This window comes from Bifidobacterium platyrrhinorum (genome assembly GCF_010667645.1).
GTDB lineage: Bacteria > Actinomycetota > Actinomycetes > Actinomycetales > Bifidobacteriaceae > Bifidobacterium > Bifidobacterium platyrrhinorum.
Window position 1 is genome coordinate 1 of the sequence record NZ_WHZV01000007.1, and the last position, 15,490, is coordinate 15,490.

Genomic DNA, 15,490 nt, shown 5'->3' on the forward strand with positions numbered 1-15,490 from the left:
CGGTCCCGCCGTCGATCGCGATGATCAGGCACCAATCATGGTTCATGTACGTGCCGTCCGCCATCACCGTGTGATGCTTGACGGTCGGCGGTGGGACCATGGGCCGGATGTTCCAGCACCACGCGGTCCGCTTGCGCAGGGCGCGCGCGTCACCGTTCGCGTCGCACGTGGACTGGGAGGCGTGGCCGAGCAGCCAGGTAAGGAACGCGTCGAGCTGCCTCCCGCGCGCGGCGGTCTCCCGCGGCATGGTCGAGCTTAGCGAGCAGGCCGTGCACTTCCAACGTCGGGTTCCTTTCGCGGTTCGACCGTTTTTCTTCATCGACTGACCGCATATCGGGCATTTCTTCGCCTTGCCGGACTTCATTCTCATGCGTCCAGCCCATCATCGGAACGTCCCTATTTTTCCATGAAGAAAAATAAGAGGCTTCTGCTGTTTTCGTGGGTTAGGTTGTTGGTGTTGGTAGTTGGATGTCGAGCCCGCCGCATCTGAGCATGACGAGGCTGATGAGGTTGGTGACGTGGTGGAAGACGTAGGCCATGCGGACGGTGACCTTGATCCTGTTGTTGAACGCCTCGAGCCTGGCATTGGAGCATCCCAGTTCGATCGTGCGCAGGATGTCGGGGCGACGTCTCCTGATCTTCCCGGCGAGTTCGACGATCTCGGGGATGCGTGAGCGTGACGCCCGGAACACCCAGTGGTTCAGTTCGCCGCATGCCCGGTCGAGGGGGTGCCTGAGCAGGGTCCCGAGGAGTTCCTTGAGCCGCCAGGCGCGGGGTAGAGCTGGCCTTTGGGATCCGTGTTCCTCAACGCGTCGAACGCCTCGTTCCGTTTGTCGGTCAGTGGGTCTGGGTTCTTCAGGACGGCGTATTTGACGCCGCGCATGCGCCTGGTGGTTTCCTCGTCGTGTTCGCGTCCGGCTTGGTTCCAGAGGCGTTTTCCGACCTTGTCGAGCGCGCCGGTCATCCAGGAGACGATATGGAAGCCGTCGAGCACGCGCTGCGCGTTCGGGCAGTGCTCGGCGACGCACGAGTCGATCCAACGCGCCCCGTCGCCGGTGACCACGCGGATGGACGCGCGCTGTCGTGGGGTCAACGCCTTGAAGAACAGGCCGAACACGTCCTTGCCGTACCCGTCGTGCGCCCGGATCACGCGGTGGCGCTCATGATCGACGACCACGGTCAGATACGTGCGGCCCTTCCGGCAGCTGGTCCCGTCCACGCCAATCGCCGTCAGACCGTCGAACGGCGACGGCATCCCCGCTCGCAACCGTTCGGCGACCCTATGGGCGATGTCGCCCGCGGTCCCCCCACGCGACGTGCAGGAACCCGCTGACAGTCTTCTGGTCGGCGACGGTCATCAGCCACGCGCACTCCGTCTCGAAATCCCTGGTGAACCGGCTGCCGGGCCGTGCCCACGGCACTTGGGCGACCACGACCCCGCATTCCGGGCAGTCCACGCGCGGCATCACGGCGACCATCTCTACCCGCCGGCAGCCGAAGTCCTGGTGCCGCCAACGACGCACACCACCACCCTGGTCGTAACCACGACGACGTCTGCCGCACCTCGAGCATCGGAGCATGCCCATTGCGCGGGCACACGCGAATCTCGAGCACGGGCGTGGGACGCTGCAGCGAGTCGGCGGTCCGCGCGGTCTCGACGACCGTGTCTTTGACGTTGAGGAGCTGGTTGAATATCCTGTTCATCAGGCGCTTGCTGGTTGCTTGTTTATCTTGGTCGAAAACATCCTACCCAGGAAGCGCTCTTCTCTTACTCCCTCAACGACTCAACGACGAACCCACACCCACGAAAACAACAACAGCGCCTAAAATTTCTTCAAATATGTATTACTGATTTGCAATCTCCTGATCCGGTTTTTCTTTCAAATCACCTCGCCCCATTTTGAAAAGAGCAAGGACCGCAATAAATACCACAGTATAAAATGCTATCAGTAATGCCGCCTCCCGCATATCAGAAATCTGCCATGCAACTCCCCTTTCATCCATCACAGTGCCCGTTTCTCCGGGAACAAAATAAACGATGATCAGGTTAAGTCCCATAGAACCATATGCCAGAACAGGCCATAAAAAGTTCCTCTTGTTATGTGTCGGAAGAATATTTTCCTGCTGTCTGCGTAATACAAAAGCAAATACTTGTGCGCACAGCCAGGTGACAAAACTCCAGCCAAGAAAATTTGTGTACGGAACACCGTAGAAACCACCGCCTTCTCCCCAGTTCCAGATATGCTGCACAGTGGACGATGTAAAATCAGTAGCAAGGTCAACTACCGTCATAACTGTCGATGCAACAATAGGCATAGCAAACAGATTTATTTTTTTATCCAGTCTCCAGTCTGCTCCATCAAGAAGAATAGAAGCAATCGTCCAGGAAAGATAGCCTAAGTCAAAATAGAATATCCCGACACCAAACGATACATTGCCACTGTTTTCCACTGCCGTATAAGAATAAGCGCCGAATGGAAATCCTGTGATCGTACTGCAGGTCTCCAGGCACATACTCAACACAAAGTATATGGCAAAGAAAATAAGCATATTTTTCCATCCATAACGAGCATTTCCGTGAACAATAGCAAAGAAAAACATAATGACAAACGCCGGTATCGGTCCCTTATCCGGCATCAAAATCGCTGAAATCAGTGCGCCAATCACTGCGACCACACAGATAATCCATGATTTGTCAAGAATTGCTTTCCTGATTTGCATTTGCTTGTTATCCATATTAAAAGTCCTCTCCTGTTCCTGGAAAGTCAGTTGATATTTAAAACTATCTTGACTTCCCATAGTAATTAATTTACAATGATAAAACAACTATAGTTGTTTAATATCAGTCGGCAATTTAAATGTACAGTGGTTTAAACTATCTTTTCGCTGAATGGTTGCTAATTTATGGAGGTTTTTATGGATTAAATAAAAACAAGGAGTCAAGCCCATCTCGTGTTGTGCGCGAGACGGGCTTAACTTGTGCGAGAGCCCCCGAAAGGCTATTCCGTGTCCATTCCGAATCCCTTGTTCACCGGTCCGTCGGGTTGTGACTTTCTTCGGCGGGTTGGCGGAATCGGCCCGACGCCGGTGATTTCGGAAAATGGGCCGGTGTTGTCAGTTCCATCCTCCGACGAGTTCGAGGCAGCAGTGGCCCGTCACCGAGTGTCCTCGGTAGGTGCCGACCACTTGGCTTGCGCCTTCGTATTTGCGCCCTGAGGGGTTCGGCGAAGCGATTTCCTGTTCGTCCATGATGGATGTGACGGTGAGTTTCGCTTCCCATTCGGGGATGGAGATAGTCCATCCGGTCGGGTATTTCATGCCGGTCACAGGACTTTCCCACACGTTGAAGGAGTCGCCGACCATCGGATCCACGCCGGCGGAAGATTGGGTGCCGTCCTCGTGCAGGACGCTGGCCCAGCAATGTTCGCTGCCGGTGGCCAGTTCGGTTACACCCCATAGGCTGATCACGTCGGGATCGTTGTCGAAGCAGAGGTTCATCCACAGCCATTTGCAGTTGTAGCCGTCCTTGAGGCTTCTGCCTTTGGGCATGCCGGCGAACTGACGGTCCATCCATACCATTCCCTCCACCTCGTGGCGCTGGCCGCCGAGAGTGATGACGCCTTTGGCGGCCATGTGCGGGAACGAGTATTGGTAGTTGGCCACTCCGGCGATCTGGAAGTAGCCGGTACCGAGACTGTAGAGTGGGTATCCGGTGCCGTGCAGGTCGAGGTAGATGGATCCGTCCGGCATGGCCGATGCGATGCGCATGTTGTCGAGGTCGCCTTCGATGACGTCCTTGTCGGTGTGGATGTGCAGTCCCTGGCCTGCGACCTGTCCTCGTCTGACCTTGTAAAAGCGGTCTTCGTGACGGTAGATGCGTCCGGTCTCATCGGTGATGGACAGCACGCTGTTGATCATGCGCACCGGCAGGTATTTGGAGACCTGCAGGACGCTGACGTGGTACATGAAGTCAAGGGTGTGGCCGCCCGTCTCGAAATGACCGACCCAGAACCATGAGTTGCCGGCTTTGTCGGTGCGTATGAATGTGTCTTGGATGGGATCCACCAGCGGTTCGGTGCCGTGGTGGAAGGTGCGGATGTTGTGGGTCAGCGAGTTGTTCGTGGTGTTCATCATGTCTCGTTTCGTTTTGGTTCCGTGTCTGTTGATGCGTTATCGGTTCGGTCACTGTCCGACGAGAGTCCGTTTCGTCGTGCCTCGGTGCGTTCGAGTCGCCAGAAGCGCCGTGATGAGGGCGGCCGCGAGGATGACCGCGATGGCGGCGAATGCCAGCGTCGAGCCGAGTATGGATTGCGCGTGTCCGGTGGCGGTGGGCGCGAGGGTGGTGGACAGCGCGGAGATGGATACGATGAGGGCTGTGCCCATCGAGGAGGCGATCTGTCCGACGGTGTTGGTCACGCTTTGCGCGTGTCCGATGTTTTCGTTGTCGAGCGCGTTGATGCCCCAGGTGTTCACCGGGGTCATGGCGAACATGAGTCCCGCGTAGAGCACGGTGTAGGCGCATGCCGTGAGGATGACCGAGGCGTCCGCGCCGAGCAGAGCCATGAGCACGCCGCCAATGGTCATGACCGTCAGGCCGGGCAGGGCGACCTTGCGAATGCCGTATTTGTCGAACAGACGACCCGAGACAATGCCGCAGCATGCGCCGATGAGGGCGCCGGGGAGCATGGCGAGCCCGCTGGCGGTGGCGGATGCGCCGAGCACGGTCTGGATGAACATCGGCACCATGACGTTGCATCCCATGAGGGCCGCCTGCATGCACGCCACGATGATCACCGAATGCGCGTAGGTGCGGTTGGCGAGGATTCCGACGCGCAGCATCGGTTCCTTCGCCTTGAGCTGTCGGCGCACGAACACGGCGACGAGCAGTACGCCGATGCCGATCAGCGCGACGGTGAGCGCCATGTTGCCGGTGGATGTGAACGTGGACAGTCCGTACAGCAGGCATGCCAGGCCGACCGAGGAGAGCAGCACGGAGATGGGGTCGAACGCGCCCGGCTGGAAGCCGTCGAAGTTACGCAGGTAGACGGCGGCCAACGCGATGACGATCAGCGAGACTGCCGCCATGATGACGAACAGCGTGCGCCAGCCGAACGAGTCGATGATCACGCCGGAGACGGACGGGCCGAGCGCCGGGGCGAAACCGACGACGAGTCCTGTGATGCCCATTGCCGTACCGCGGCTTTCCTTGGGGAACACGAGCAGGATCACCGCGGTGACCATCGGCATGATCGCGCCGGTGCACAGGGCCTGCAGCACCCGGCCGACCATGAGCAGGGAGAAGGTCGACGCGAATGCGGCGACGAGACTGCCGGCCGCGAACAATGAGATGCATCCAATGAACAGCCTGCGGGTGGAGAAGCGCCCCATGAGGAACGCGGCGAGCGGGATGACCATCGCCTCGACCAGAGAATAGCCGCTGGACAGCCACTGAACGGTGGTGGAATCCACCCCGAGGTCCTTCATGATGGACGGCAGCGCCGGCGTGACCACCGACATGTTGAGCACGGCCAGCAATGTGCCCATGAGCAGCACGATGACCATGATCCATTGTTTTCTGTTGATGCCAAGTTTCACAACAACACTCCGATAAACAATAGTTATTGATTATTCAACGAGCATCAATTATTATCGAAACGCAACGGACGGCAACCACCGATATGCGACATTTCTCGCTTATGCGACGATTTGCCCGAATCGTCGCATAACACTCGGCTTATGGTCGGCGAGGGAATGACGCCACCGACAAACGAACAGACGAAAGGGGCATGATGACCGATCTACGCATCGTCAAGACCCGCAAGGCGATCCGCGAGGCGTTTCTGCGCCTACGGGCATCAGGAGTTCCGGTCTCGAAGGTCAAGGTCAAGGACATCTGCGACCTTGCGCTCGTCAACCCGAGCACGTTCTACAAGCATTACCTCGACGTATACGACCTCAACGACAAGCTTGAGGACGAGACCATCGACGCGATGCTGGAGCATTACCCCGACAAGGACAAGATCCTGTCCGATCCACCCGCATTCCTCAATGGCTGGAGACCGGCCATCGACAGCCAGATCGACGATCTGCGCGTCCTGTTCACAGGCCGCGCCGAAGCCATGTTCCGCAAAATCGAATCGACGCTCGTCGAACGTTACTCCGCCCGAGCGGCGAACGAGCGCGAGCGCATCGCCGCCGTCTTCTCCATCGCCGGGGCCCTCCACTCGCTTGGCCTGCTCAAGCTGGAAGGCGGACAAAGCGACGACGAGATCATCGCGGCGGTCGTCGAAAACCTCAACGCCATCGCCGCGCGTATTCCCGGCGGGCGATGACGGCCATCCTCCCACCCATACGCACCAACGGCATCATCACACGGACACCCATCAATCACCCATCAATCATCACGGAACAGACAACACAACGCCATCCCGCACCATCGTCGGCATCGCGATTCGCCGCATCGATACTGACCGCATTGGTCTTCGTCGTCGCGCTGAACCTGTGCGCCCCGCTCTCACGTCCGTCGGCCCGCTGCTGCCGCGGATAGGGGCGTCCGAACATCTCAACGCGACGATGCAGGGGCCGCTCGGCTCGTTGCCCATCCTCGCGTTCGCCGTCGTTTCCCCGATGGTGCACCGCGCCGCCGAACGCCTCGGCATCGAACGGACCGTGCTGGCCGCAATGGCGTTCCTGACGATCGGCATCGTGATCCGTTCGACGCTCGGCACCATCGGACTATGGACCGGCACGCTCATCGTCGGCTGCTCGATTGCGGTGGGCAACGCCCTGGTGCCGGCCATAGTCAAACGCGACCATCCCGGCCGCACCTCACTCGCCACCGGCATCTACTCCGCATGCATGACCGGCATGGCCGCGTTTGCCTCGGCCGTGACCCTGCCCCTGTCCGATGCGATCGGATGGCGGGGCACACTCGGTATCTGGGCCGTTCCCGCCGGAGCCGTCACGCTGCTGTGGCTGTGGCGTTCACGGGTGAACGCGCGAAGGACGGCCGCACGATGCTGCTCGTCACGCATCAGGTGGAGAACATTCCCGCGGGATTCGCCCATATCGCGATGATGGGCCGCATGACGGAACACGAGTGTACGACATACCTCGACGAGCATCCGCGCATCTACGCCACGCTCGACGGCAACACGACGCCCGGAACCATCACGTTCGCCGGGCCGATAGGCGAGGGCCTTACCGACGAAAGGCTCGAATCGATGTTCGGCATCCCACTGCACGTAGAGCGAACCGGGCAACGATGGAGGGCCTCGCACCGGTCGCATTGCGCATGAGCGGCCCGAACGAATGCCTCGTCGCCGGTCGTCGCCGCTCCGCAGCCATTACGTCTCATTCGACTGAGAACACCTGCGTCGATGGGGACGCAATGACCGCGGAGAACAGCGAAATCAGCGGCAATCAACGAAGCTCGCGAAAGTCGGCAAAACGGCGTCATTGCAGCGGAAACATAACTGACGAAGCTCGCGGAAACCAGCGAAGCGACCCTTCAAACCGGCAAGGGGTCGCTCAGTCGCAATCAGATGAATAGGGAGCATGTGCCGCTCTCCTCGATACCGCAGCCGACGAAGCAAGCGGACGTAGACTTCAAGAGCGCTAACATAACTCCAGAACGACATTGGCGACACGCCGAGCGTTTCCGCCGGTCCCGAGCTCCGAGACGCTAACATTTTGTCAACAATGACCGTCACGATTCGCCAATCCGGGTGGTCTGAACAAAGAAACTTAAAAAAACGGAGAATGGCTTTATTCCAACGGTTCCGAGGTGAGCCAAGACCGCTGGCGTGAGCCAAGAACCCCCGAATCCTAACAGGATGTCGCCGGTTCGAATCCGGCTAGCCCGACCCGAAAGCCCTGCTCACCCATCGGCGTTCAGGGCTTTTTCTTTCCGGCTCTCCGTATTCGGCATGCGGGGATGGTTACTGTCCCGGTCGTTTCTCCGGGGCCGGGGCCTAACGGAGCCGCGAATTCGCCACACAACCCGGTGGAGGCCCGTTTCCCGGTTGAGTGCGAGCATCAGGTCTCCCCTCAACCTTGCAGAGGCGGGTTTTCGGGTTAAGGGAGAACATGGATCCGAGCCACGGCATGGCCCATGTGGGTCGCGTTCGCGCAAAACCGCCATTTTCCAAGGATTGCGGGTTCGAGCGATTTCGACACTCAACCATGATCCGGCCGTTTACGGCATTGGGTGGCGAATCATCCTCTCCCTTAACCCGGGAAACGACCGAACGCGAGTTGAGGGAAAGACGATTCCTCCCACCCAACGTGGAAAACAAGGCAATGTGGGTTGAGGGAGAATCTCCCGCCTTTCCCTCGCCTCGTATCCCTGTACCCCCCGATCCTATAGCCCGATTCCACCGCCGCGTGGAACGGAAAAGACCCCGAGGTTCCTTACGAAACCACGGGGTCTTGCCGGTGTCCGGGATGAGACTTGAACTCACACGCCTGTATAAAATAGGCACTAGCACCTCAAGCTAGCGCGTCTACCATTCCGCCACCCGGACAGGTGTTGTCTTGGCAACGAGTGGATACATTACCAGAACATGACGAGTCGTCAAATCCGCGACACGCCGAGGGCCATGGCGACCGCGCCCCTGCGTCCGCATCGGGGCGGCGGGCGCAAGTCGAGGCGGGTGCGTGGCATCGGATGCCGCACACCCGCCTCCCTGCCTCACCGCGCCGCGGATCGGCGCCGTCAGAAGTTCCGCGGCTGCTTCGGCCTCTCCGCGCTCATGAGCAGCATGAAGCTGCGCGACTGCGCGGTGATCGCGAAGCCGGCCTCGTAGTTGAGCACGGGTCCCTTCGGGTTGTGCGTGTCGACGACGAGCTTCCATTTGCGCCCATAGCGCTCGTCCGGCAGCGTGAACTGGATGGGCTCGTAGTGGGCGTTGAAGATGAGGATGAAGTCGTTGTCGACCATCAGGTTGCCGTAGTAGTCGAGCTCCGGGATGTCGGAACCGTTGAGGTACACCATCATCGAGAACGCATGCGTGTTCTGCCAGTCCTCCATGTCCATGATGGAGCCGGTGTGGTCGAACCATTCGACCTGCGGGATCGTCTCCGTGTCCTCCCCCGGCTCGCGTCCGGTGAAGAAGCGGCGACGGTGGAGCACCGGATGGTCGAGGCGCAGGTGGATGAGTTTCGAAACGAACTCGAACATGTCCTCTCGGGTCCCGTCGAGGTCCCAGTCGGTCCACGATATCTCGTTGTCCTGGCAGTAGGCGTTGTTGTTGCCCTGCTGGGTGCGTTCCACCTCGTCACCGCCGCAGATCATCGGGATGCCCTGGCTGACGAGCAGCGTGGAGAACATGTTGCGGATCTGGCGCTGTCGCAGGTCGTTGACGTCCGCGATGGTGGTCGGACCCTCGACGCCGCAGTTCCACGAACGGTTGTTGCTTTCGCCGTCGCGGTTGCCCTCGCCGTTGGCCTCGTTGTGTTTCTCATTGTACGACACGAGATCGTTGAGGGTGAAGCCGTCGTGCGCGGTGATGAAGTTCACGGAGGCGACGGGACGGCGCCCGTTCATCTGGTAGAGGTCGGACGAACCCATGAGGCGCGACGCGAACTCGGGCAGCGTGGACGGCTGCGAGCGCCAGAAGTCGCGCACGGTGTCGCGGTAGCGTCCGTTCCACTCGGACCAGCTGGACGGGAAGCCGCCCACTTGGTAGCCGCCGGAGCCGAGATCCCACGGTTCGGCGATGAGCTTGACGCGGCTGATGATCGGGTCCTGCTCGACGATGTCGAAGAACGCGGAGAGCTTGTCGACCTCCTGGAACTGGCGGGCCAGCGTGGCGGCCAGATCGAAGCGGAAGCCGTCGACGTGCATTTCGGACACCCAGTAGCGCAGCGAGTCGGTGATGAGCTGCAGGGCGTGCGGCGAACGCATGAGCAGCGAGTTGCCGGTGCCGGTGGTGTCGAAGTAGTGGCGCTGGTCGTTGTCGACGAGACGGTAGTAGGCGCGGTTGTCGATGCCCTTGAAGCTCAGCGTGGGGCCCATGTGGTTGCCTTCGGCGGTGTGGTTGTACACCACGTCGAGGATGACCTCCATGCCGGCCTGGTGGTACGCCTTGACCATCGACTTGAACTCGTTGACCTGCTGGCCGCGTTCCCCGGCGGACGAGTACGCGTTGTGGGGCGCGAAGAACCCGATGGTGTTGTAGCCCCAGTAGTTCGACAGGCCTTTCTCCTGGAGGAACGAGTCGTTGACGAACTGGTGGATCGGCATGAGCTCGATGGCGGTGACGCCCAGCTTCTTGAGGTATTCGATGACGGTCGGGTAGGCGAGGCCCGCGTAGGTGCCGCGGATGTCCGGCGGCACGTCGTGGTTGAGGTTGGTCATGCCGCGCACGTGCGCCTCGTAGATCACGGAATCGTGGTATGGGATGCGCGGATGCTGGTCGTTGCCCCAGTCGAAGTACGGGTTGACGACCACGGATTTCATCGTGTGTGCGGCGGAGTCCATGTCGTTGAGCACGCCGTCGTTGTCGGGGGACGAGAAGCGGTAGGAGAACAGGCTCTCGTCGCCGTCGATGTTGCCCTCGATGGCCTTGGCGTAGGGGTCGAGCAGCAGCTTCGCCGGATTGCATCTCAGGCCCTGCCCGGGATCGTAGGGGCCGTGCACGCGGTAGCCGTAGCGTTGGCCCGGTTGGATGCCCGGGATGTAGTTGTGCCAGACATACGAGTTCTGCTCGGTCATGTTGATGCGTGTCTCGTTGTCGTCATCGTCGAACAGGCACAGTTCGACGCTGTCGGCCACTTGGGAGAACAACGCGAAATTGACGCCGGCGCCGTCGTAGCTTGCGCCGTACGGATAGGTTAAGCCCGGTCGTATCTGCATATTCACCAGTATCGCACCTCCATGTGTGGTGAATGGTCGACGTATATGAACAGTCGGTGATGGTCTGGGACCACTCCGGAAGGATCGCTCGGAACCGCCGAAGCCGGCCGGCGGCGGTCATGCCGCCGGAGGTAGGGAATCAGTCGTGTACGGTCAGCCGCCGTATCGTCTCGTGTTGGATGGCGATGATCGAATTGGATGCGGTGATGCGGGTGGCGAGGAGCTCGTCCCAGCCCACCCATGCGGATTCGACGTGCTCGTCCGGGTCGAAGTGCCGGGGCACGCTCGTCCATGCGTCCAGATGGATGACCATGATGTGGGCGAGTTCGTCGGTCATGCCTTCCGATGAATAGTAGTCGCCGACGTGGTCGATGCGCGTCGCGTCGTCGGACGCCGGCGCGACGCCGGTCTCCTCGGCGAGCTCGCGCAGGGCCGCGGCGCGCACGTCCTCGCCGTCGTCCATGAGTCCGGCGGGCAGCCCGTATGCGAAGATGTCGCTGCCGGCGCGGTATTCGCGTTCGATGAGGTAGCGGTCCGCGGCGGTGTCGTGCACGAGCATGACGACGCAGGGCGCGTGCCGCAGCACCTGCCGGCGGATCGGCACGATGTCGCCGGCACCGGTGGTCAGCCCGATGGTCATGTCCTCCACGTGGAAGATGGCGCCGCGATATACCTCGTGCCGTTCGAGCACCTTCGCCGGCACGTCCATGTCGATGCCGTCGGAGCTGGAGGCGAGCGCCTCGCCTTCCGAAGCCGTCATGCCGGTCATGTCACTCCTCCCCGTCATCCGCCGCGACGCCGTCGCCGGCGCCTTTCCCGTCGCCCGCATGGATGGACATGGTCCACGGGTCGGTGTTGCGCCGGATCCAGTTGGTTTCGGGGCGCTCCCCCGTCGCCCGTTCGACGGCGTCGGCGATGTCTCCGACGGCATAGCGGAACCACATCGATTCGATCGCGGAATGCGGCGTGTTGATCAGGCAGGGGCGCGCATGCGCGTCGCCGGAGCCGATCATGACGCCCTCGGCGCGCATCGACGCCTCGTAGCGCGCCTGTTCGATGGCGTCGGTGGCGGGATGATGGCGCAGGTCGCTGGTCACGTACACATCGGCACCCGTGGCACGCACCTCGTCGAACAGGGAATCCCCCGAGCCGGGCAGCACGGCGACGGTTTCGACGGGAGTGCTGGGGTCGCCGCACACCTGCACGCCGAGCTCGGTGTCGATGGGCAACGCGTCACACACGCGTCGCGCGAAATCGTCCAGACGCATCGGTCCGGGGAGACGCCCGACGCGGCCGAGCCCGACGGGACCGGCCGCCTGCGGATCGTCGACGGGCACGAGCGGGCGTTGGTCGACGAGCCCGAAGCCGTCGGCCGCGGCCTGGCCCACGCCGCGCACGGCGCAGTCCGCGTTGGTGTGTCCCACCCATAGAGCGCAGCCGGCACGGTTGAGCCGGTTGACGATGGCGCCGCGCGCGCCCAGCCCCGAGACCTGATGGACGGAGCGGAAGAACAGCGGATGATGGGTGACAAGCAGGTCGGCGCCCCACCGGATCGCCTCGTCGATCACCGCCATGGTCGGGTCGGCGGCGAAGGCGATGCGGGAGACGGGGCCCGTGAGGTCCCCGACGATGAGGCCGGGGGCGTCCCACTCCTCGGCGTACCGCAGGGGGTACAACGTCTCGAGTACGCCCACGACCTGATTGAGATTCGGCATGCGTTCCTCCTTCGCGGCCGGTGTCATGCCGGCCGATGCTCCACTGCCGCGCGTCGGGCGCGGCCTTCACGCGCCGGGCTCGCCCGACGCGGATCGGCGGCCCGGCGCAGATGTCCGTTCAGTGCGCGGCAAGCTGCCAGTCCGCGCCGATGCCCGTGGACACGTCCAACGGCACGTCGAGCGTGACGGCGTGTTCCATTGCGTCGCTGACGAGCGAGGTGACGCGTTCCGCCTCGCCTGGGGCGATCTCCACGACGAGTTCGTCGTGGATCTGCAGGATGATGCGGCTGTCCAGCCCGGCATCGTGCAGGGCGCCGGCGGCGCGGACCATCGCGATCTTCATGATGTCGGCGGCCGTGCCCTGGATGGGGGCGTTGAGCGCCGCACGCTCCGCCGCGTCGCGCATGTTGCGGTTCGTCGACTTCAGCCCGGGGAAATACCTCCTCCTGCCGAACATCGTCTCGGTGTAGCCCTTGCGTCGTGCCTCGGCGACGCATGATTCAAGGAAGTCGTGCACCTTGCCGAACGTGGCGAAGTACTGCTGCTTGAGCCGTTCGGCCTCACCGGGGCTGATCTTGAGCTGCTGCGACAGGCCGTATGTGCTCAGTCCGTAGGCGAGGCCGTAGCTCATGGCCTTCACGTGGCTGCGTTGGTCGGAGCTGATCTCGTCGACGGGGATCCCGTAGACGAGGCTCGCCACGTAGCGGTGGAAGTCGGCGCCGCTCCTGAACGCCTCGATGAGCGCCTCGTCGCCGGACAGATGCGCCATGATGCGCAGCTCGACCTGCGAATAGTCGCAGCTCATCAGCGATTCGAAGCCTTCGCCGGGCACGAACGCGGAACGGATCTCGCGCCCCGCCGCATTGCGGTTGGGGATGTTCTGCAGGTTCGGGTCGACCGAGCTCAGGCGGCCGGTGGCCGCCACCGTCTGCTCGAACGTGGTATGGATGCGCCCGTCGGCCGGGTTGACCGCGTCGATGAGCGTGGCGACGATCTGCCTGAGCTTGTTGGTCTCGCGGTGCCGCAGCAGGGCGCCGAGGAACCCGCTGGCGCGTTCGTCGTCCGCGTTGCGCACGTACAGGGTCTGCAACGCGTCCGCGTTGGTGGTGTAGGAACCGGACTTGGTGCGCTTCGTGGGTTTGAGCCCCATGTCCTCGAACAGCACCTTGGCGAGCTGCTTGGGGCTTTGCAGGTTGACCCGCGATCCGGCGTTGCTCCAGGCGATCTCCTGCGCCTGGTTCGCCTCGGCGGCGAACATGTCGCGCATGTCGTCGAGCCGGCGGCGGTCGACCTTCGCCCCTTCCGTCTCCATGCCGTACAGCACGCGGGAGACCGGCATCTCGATGGAGGCGAGCAGTCCGGTCTGTTCGTCGGCCTTGAGGCGCGGGGCGAGATGCCGCGCGAGGGCCGAGACTATGGCCGCATGCCGCAGCGGCGTCCTGTCCGCGCCGGCGTCGTCCGGGGCGTCCCCGGCGCCGTCCGCATCGAGGTCGAGCAGCCCCTGGGTGGCCTCCCGCTCCTCGTCCAGATGCAGGTCGAGGAACTGCGCCGCGGCCTGCTCGAGCGTGTCCGCGTGGAAGTCCGGCTTGAGCAGGTAGCCGGCGAGCTTCGTGTCGAAGCCGGGCGTGGGCAAATCGACGCCCGCCGCCCCGAGCATGTGCAGATGCTCCTTGTAGCCGTGCACGGCCATCGCCCGGGCATGGCCGGCCACGACCTCGTGCAACGCGTCGGCGAGAGCCGTGTCGATCGGCGCCGCGAGGACCGCTGCGGCATCGCGCACAAGCAGGCACACGGTCCCGAGGACCGCACGGCCCGGGCGTGCGTCGCCCTCGGCGTGCAGCGTCCATCCGCCGTCCATGGGGAATCCATCGGACGCGCCGCTCTTCGGCAGATGGGTCCGCGCCCAGGAGCGCAGCCCGTCCGCGTCGGCGATGCGCACGGGATCGGGAACCGCGAGCGCCGGTTCGTCGGACGAGGGACGTTCCCCCTTGCCCGTGAGCGCCGGTTTCTCGCCGTTGTTGAAGGTCTTGAGCACGCGGTTCCTGGTCCTTGTGCCGAATTCGAGCCTGGTGAACAGCGCGTCCACCTTGTCGGCGTCGAGGCGGCCGAAGGTGAGGTCGTCGACGGTCACGCCGAGGTCGAGGTCGCGCACGAGCGCGTTGACCTTGCGGTTGAGCCTGACCTGGTCGAGGTTGGCGCGCAAGGCCTCGCCCTTCTTGCCGCCGATCTCGTCGGCGTGCGCGCAGATGCCGTCGAGGGAGCCGTACTGGTTGATCCATTTGGCGGCGAATCCGTCGCCCACTCCGGGCACGCCGGGGATGTTGTCCGCCGTCTCGCCCCTCAGCGCGGCCAGATCGGGGTACTGCTGCGGCGTCACCTTGTATTTGGCGACGACCGCCTCCGGCGTCATGTGCTTGAGTTCCTTGAAATGATGCCCGGGGTACAGCACGGTGACGGCGTCGTCGATGAGCTGGAACGCGTCACGGTCGCCGGACAGGACGAGCGTGTGGTATCCGGCCTTCTCGCCCATCGTGGCGAGCGTGCCGATCACGTCGTCGCCCTCGTATCCGGGCTTCTCGATGTAGGTGACGCCGAGCGCGTCGAGCATCTCCTGGATGAGCGGCAGCTGGGTGAGCAGTTCCTCGGGGGCCGCCTCGCGGGTGCCCTTGTACTGCGGCAGCATCGTATTGCGGAAGGTGCCGCCCTTCACGTCGAAGGCGACGGCGAGGTGGTCGGGCTTCTCCGCGTCGATGACCTGGGCGAGCATCGAGGCGAACCCCCATACGGCGTTCGTGGCCTGTCCGGAGGCGGTGGAGAAGTTCTCGGCCGGCAGAGCGAAGAACGCGCGGAACGCCAGCGAATGGCCGTCTACGACCAGCAGCGTCCCGCGCGTCGGCGTGGATTCGTTTTGCGCCAT

Annotated in this window: 14 protein-coding genes and 1 tRNA gene; 3 read left to right on the top strand and 12 right to left on the bottom strand. The window is 62.4% G+C overall.

Annotated features, from left to right (window positions below; all coding sequences use genetic code 11):
• The 7 genes from GFD21_RS07895 to GFD21_RS07915 form a co-directional block, all read right to left on the bottom strand.
• A partial coding sequence (locus GFD21_RS07895; RefSeq protein ID WP_163197450.1) for an IS1 family transposase occupies positions 1-370 on the bottom strand: 370 nt, incomplete at its 3' end.
• Between the two features lie 73 nt (positions 371-443).
• Positions 444-740, bottom strand: coding sequence for a transposase (locus GFD21_RS11465; RefSeq protein WP_404801572.1), 297 nt, complete (start codon positions 738-740; stop codon positions 444-446).
• Complete coding sequence (locus tag GFD21_RS11270; protein ID WP_191996915.1) at positions 701-1,219, bottom strand: transposase; 519 nt, start codon at positions 1,217-1,219, stop codon at positions 701-703. Before GFD21_RS11270 ends, GFD21_RS11465 begins: the two co-directional genes overlap by 40 nt.
• Before the next feature lie 61 nt (positions 1,220-1,280).
• Entirely contained in the window at positions 1,281-1,586 is a 306-nt protein-coding gene (locus GFD21_RS10995) for a helix-turn-helix domain-containing protein (RefSeq protein WP_318643748.1), read from the bottom strand.
• Positions 1,587-1,845: 259 nt separating this feature from the next.
• Positions 1,846-2,736 carry a carotenoid biosynthesis protein gene (locus GFD21_RS07905; RefSeq protein WP_158276225.1) on the bottom strand — a complete coding sequence of 297 codons (891 nt, stop codon included), beginning with the start codon at positions 2,734-2,736 and terminating at the stop codon, positions 1,846-1,848.
• A 378-nt stretch (positions 2,737-3,114) separates the two neighbouring features.
• Complete coding sequence (locus GFD21_RS07910; RefSeq protein ID WP_163197452.1) at positions 3,115-4,134, bottom strand: lipocalin family protein; 1,020 nt, start codon at positions 4,132-4,134, stop codon at positions 3,115-3,117.
• A 48-nt stretch (positions 4,135-4,182) separates the two neighbouring features.
• The gene (locus GFD21_RS07915) at positions 4,183-5,595 is read right to left on the bottom strand and encodes a DHA2 family efflux MFS transporter permease subunit (RefSeq protein WP_163197453.1); all 1,413 of its coding nucleotides are present in this window, start codon (positions 5,593-5,595) and stop codon (positions 4,183-4,185) included.
• Positions 5,596-5,786: 191 nt separating this feature from the next.
• Between GFD21_RS07915 and GFD21_RS07920 the strand changes: the two genes are divergently transcribed.
• The 3 genes from GFD21_RS07920 (at position 5,787) to GFD21_RS07930 (ending at position 7,298) form a co-directional block, all read left to right on the top strand.
• Positions 5,787-6,332 carry a hypothetical protein gene (locus GFD21_RS07920; protein ID WP_163197454.1) on the top strand — a complete coding sequence of 182 codons (546 nt, stop codon included), beginning with the start codon at positions 5,787-5,789 and terminating at the stop codon, positions 6,330-6,332.
• A 169-nt stretch (positions 6,333-6,501) separates the two neighbouring features.
• On the top strand, positions 6,502-7,077 hold the full coding sequence (locus GFD21_RS07925) for an MFS transporter (RefSeq protein ID WP_163197456.1): 576 nt from the start codon (positions 6,502-6,504) through the stop codon (positions 7,075-7,077).
• 8 nt (positions 7,078-7,085) lie between these two features.
• On the top strand, positions 7,086-7,298 hold the full coding sequence (locus GFD21_RS07930) for a hypothetical protein (RefSeq protein WP_163197458.1): 213 nt from the start codon (positions 7,086-7,088) through the stop codon (positions 7,296-7,298).
• Between the two features lie 1,139 nt (positions 7,299-8,437).
• Here the strand turns inward: GFD21_RS07930 and GFD21_RS07935 are convergent.
• From GFD21_RS07935 to polA, 5 genes are all read right to left on the bottom strand, one after another.
• Positions 8,438-8,525, bottom strand: a tRNA-Leu gene (locus GFD21_RS07935).
• Between the two features lie 191 nt (positions 8,526-8,716).
• Positions 8,717-10,858, bottom strand: a complete 2,142-nt coding sequence (gene glgX / locus GFD21_RS07940) for a glycogen debranching protein GlgX (protein ID WP_163197552.1) — start codon at positions 10,856-10,858, stop codon at positions 8,717-8,719.
• A 139-nt stretch (positions 10,859-10,997) separates the two neighbouring features.
• A complete protein-coding gene (locus GFD21_RS07945; protein ID WP_191996903.1) occupies positions 10,998-11,645 on the bottom strand; it encodes an NUDIX hydrolase in 648 nt (215 codons plus the stop codon).
• Positions 11,629-12,573 (bottom strand): Nif3-like dinuclear metal center hexameric protein, encoded by a 945-nt coding sequence (locus GFD21_RS07950; RefSeq protein WP_163197460.1) that lies wholly within the window; start codon positions 12,571-12,573, stop codon positions 11,629-11,631. Before GFD21_RS07950 ends, GFD21_RS07945 begins: the two co-directional genes overlap by 17 nt.
• A 118-nt stretch (positions 12,574-12,691) precedes the next feature.
• Complete coding sequence (polA, locus tag GFD21_RS07955; protein WP_163197461.1) at positions 12,692-15,490, bottom strand: DNA polymerase I; 2,799 nt, start codon at positions 15,488-15,490, stop codon at positions 12,692-12,694.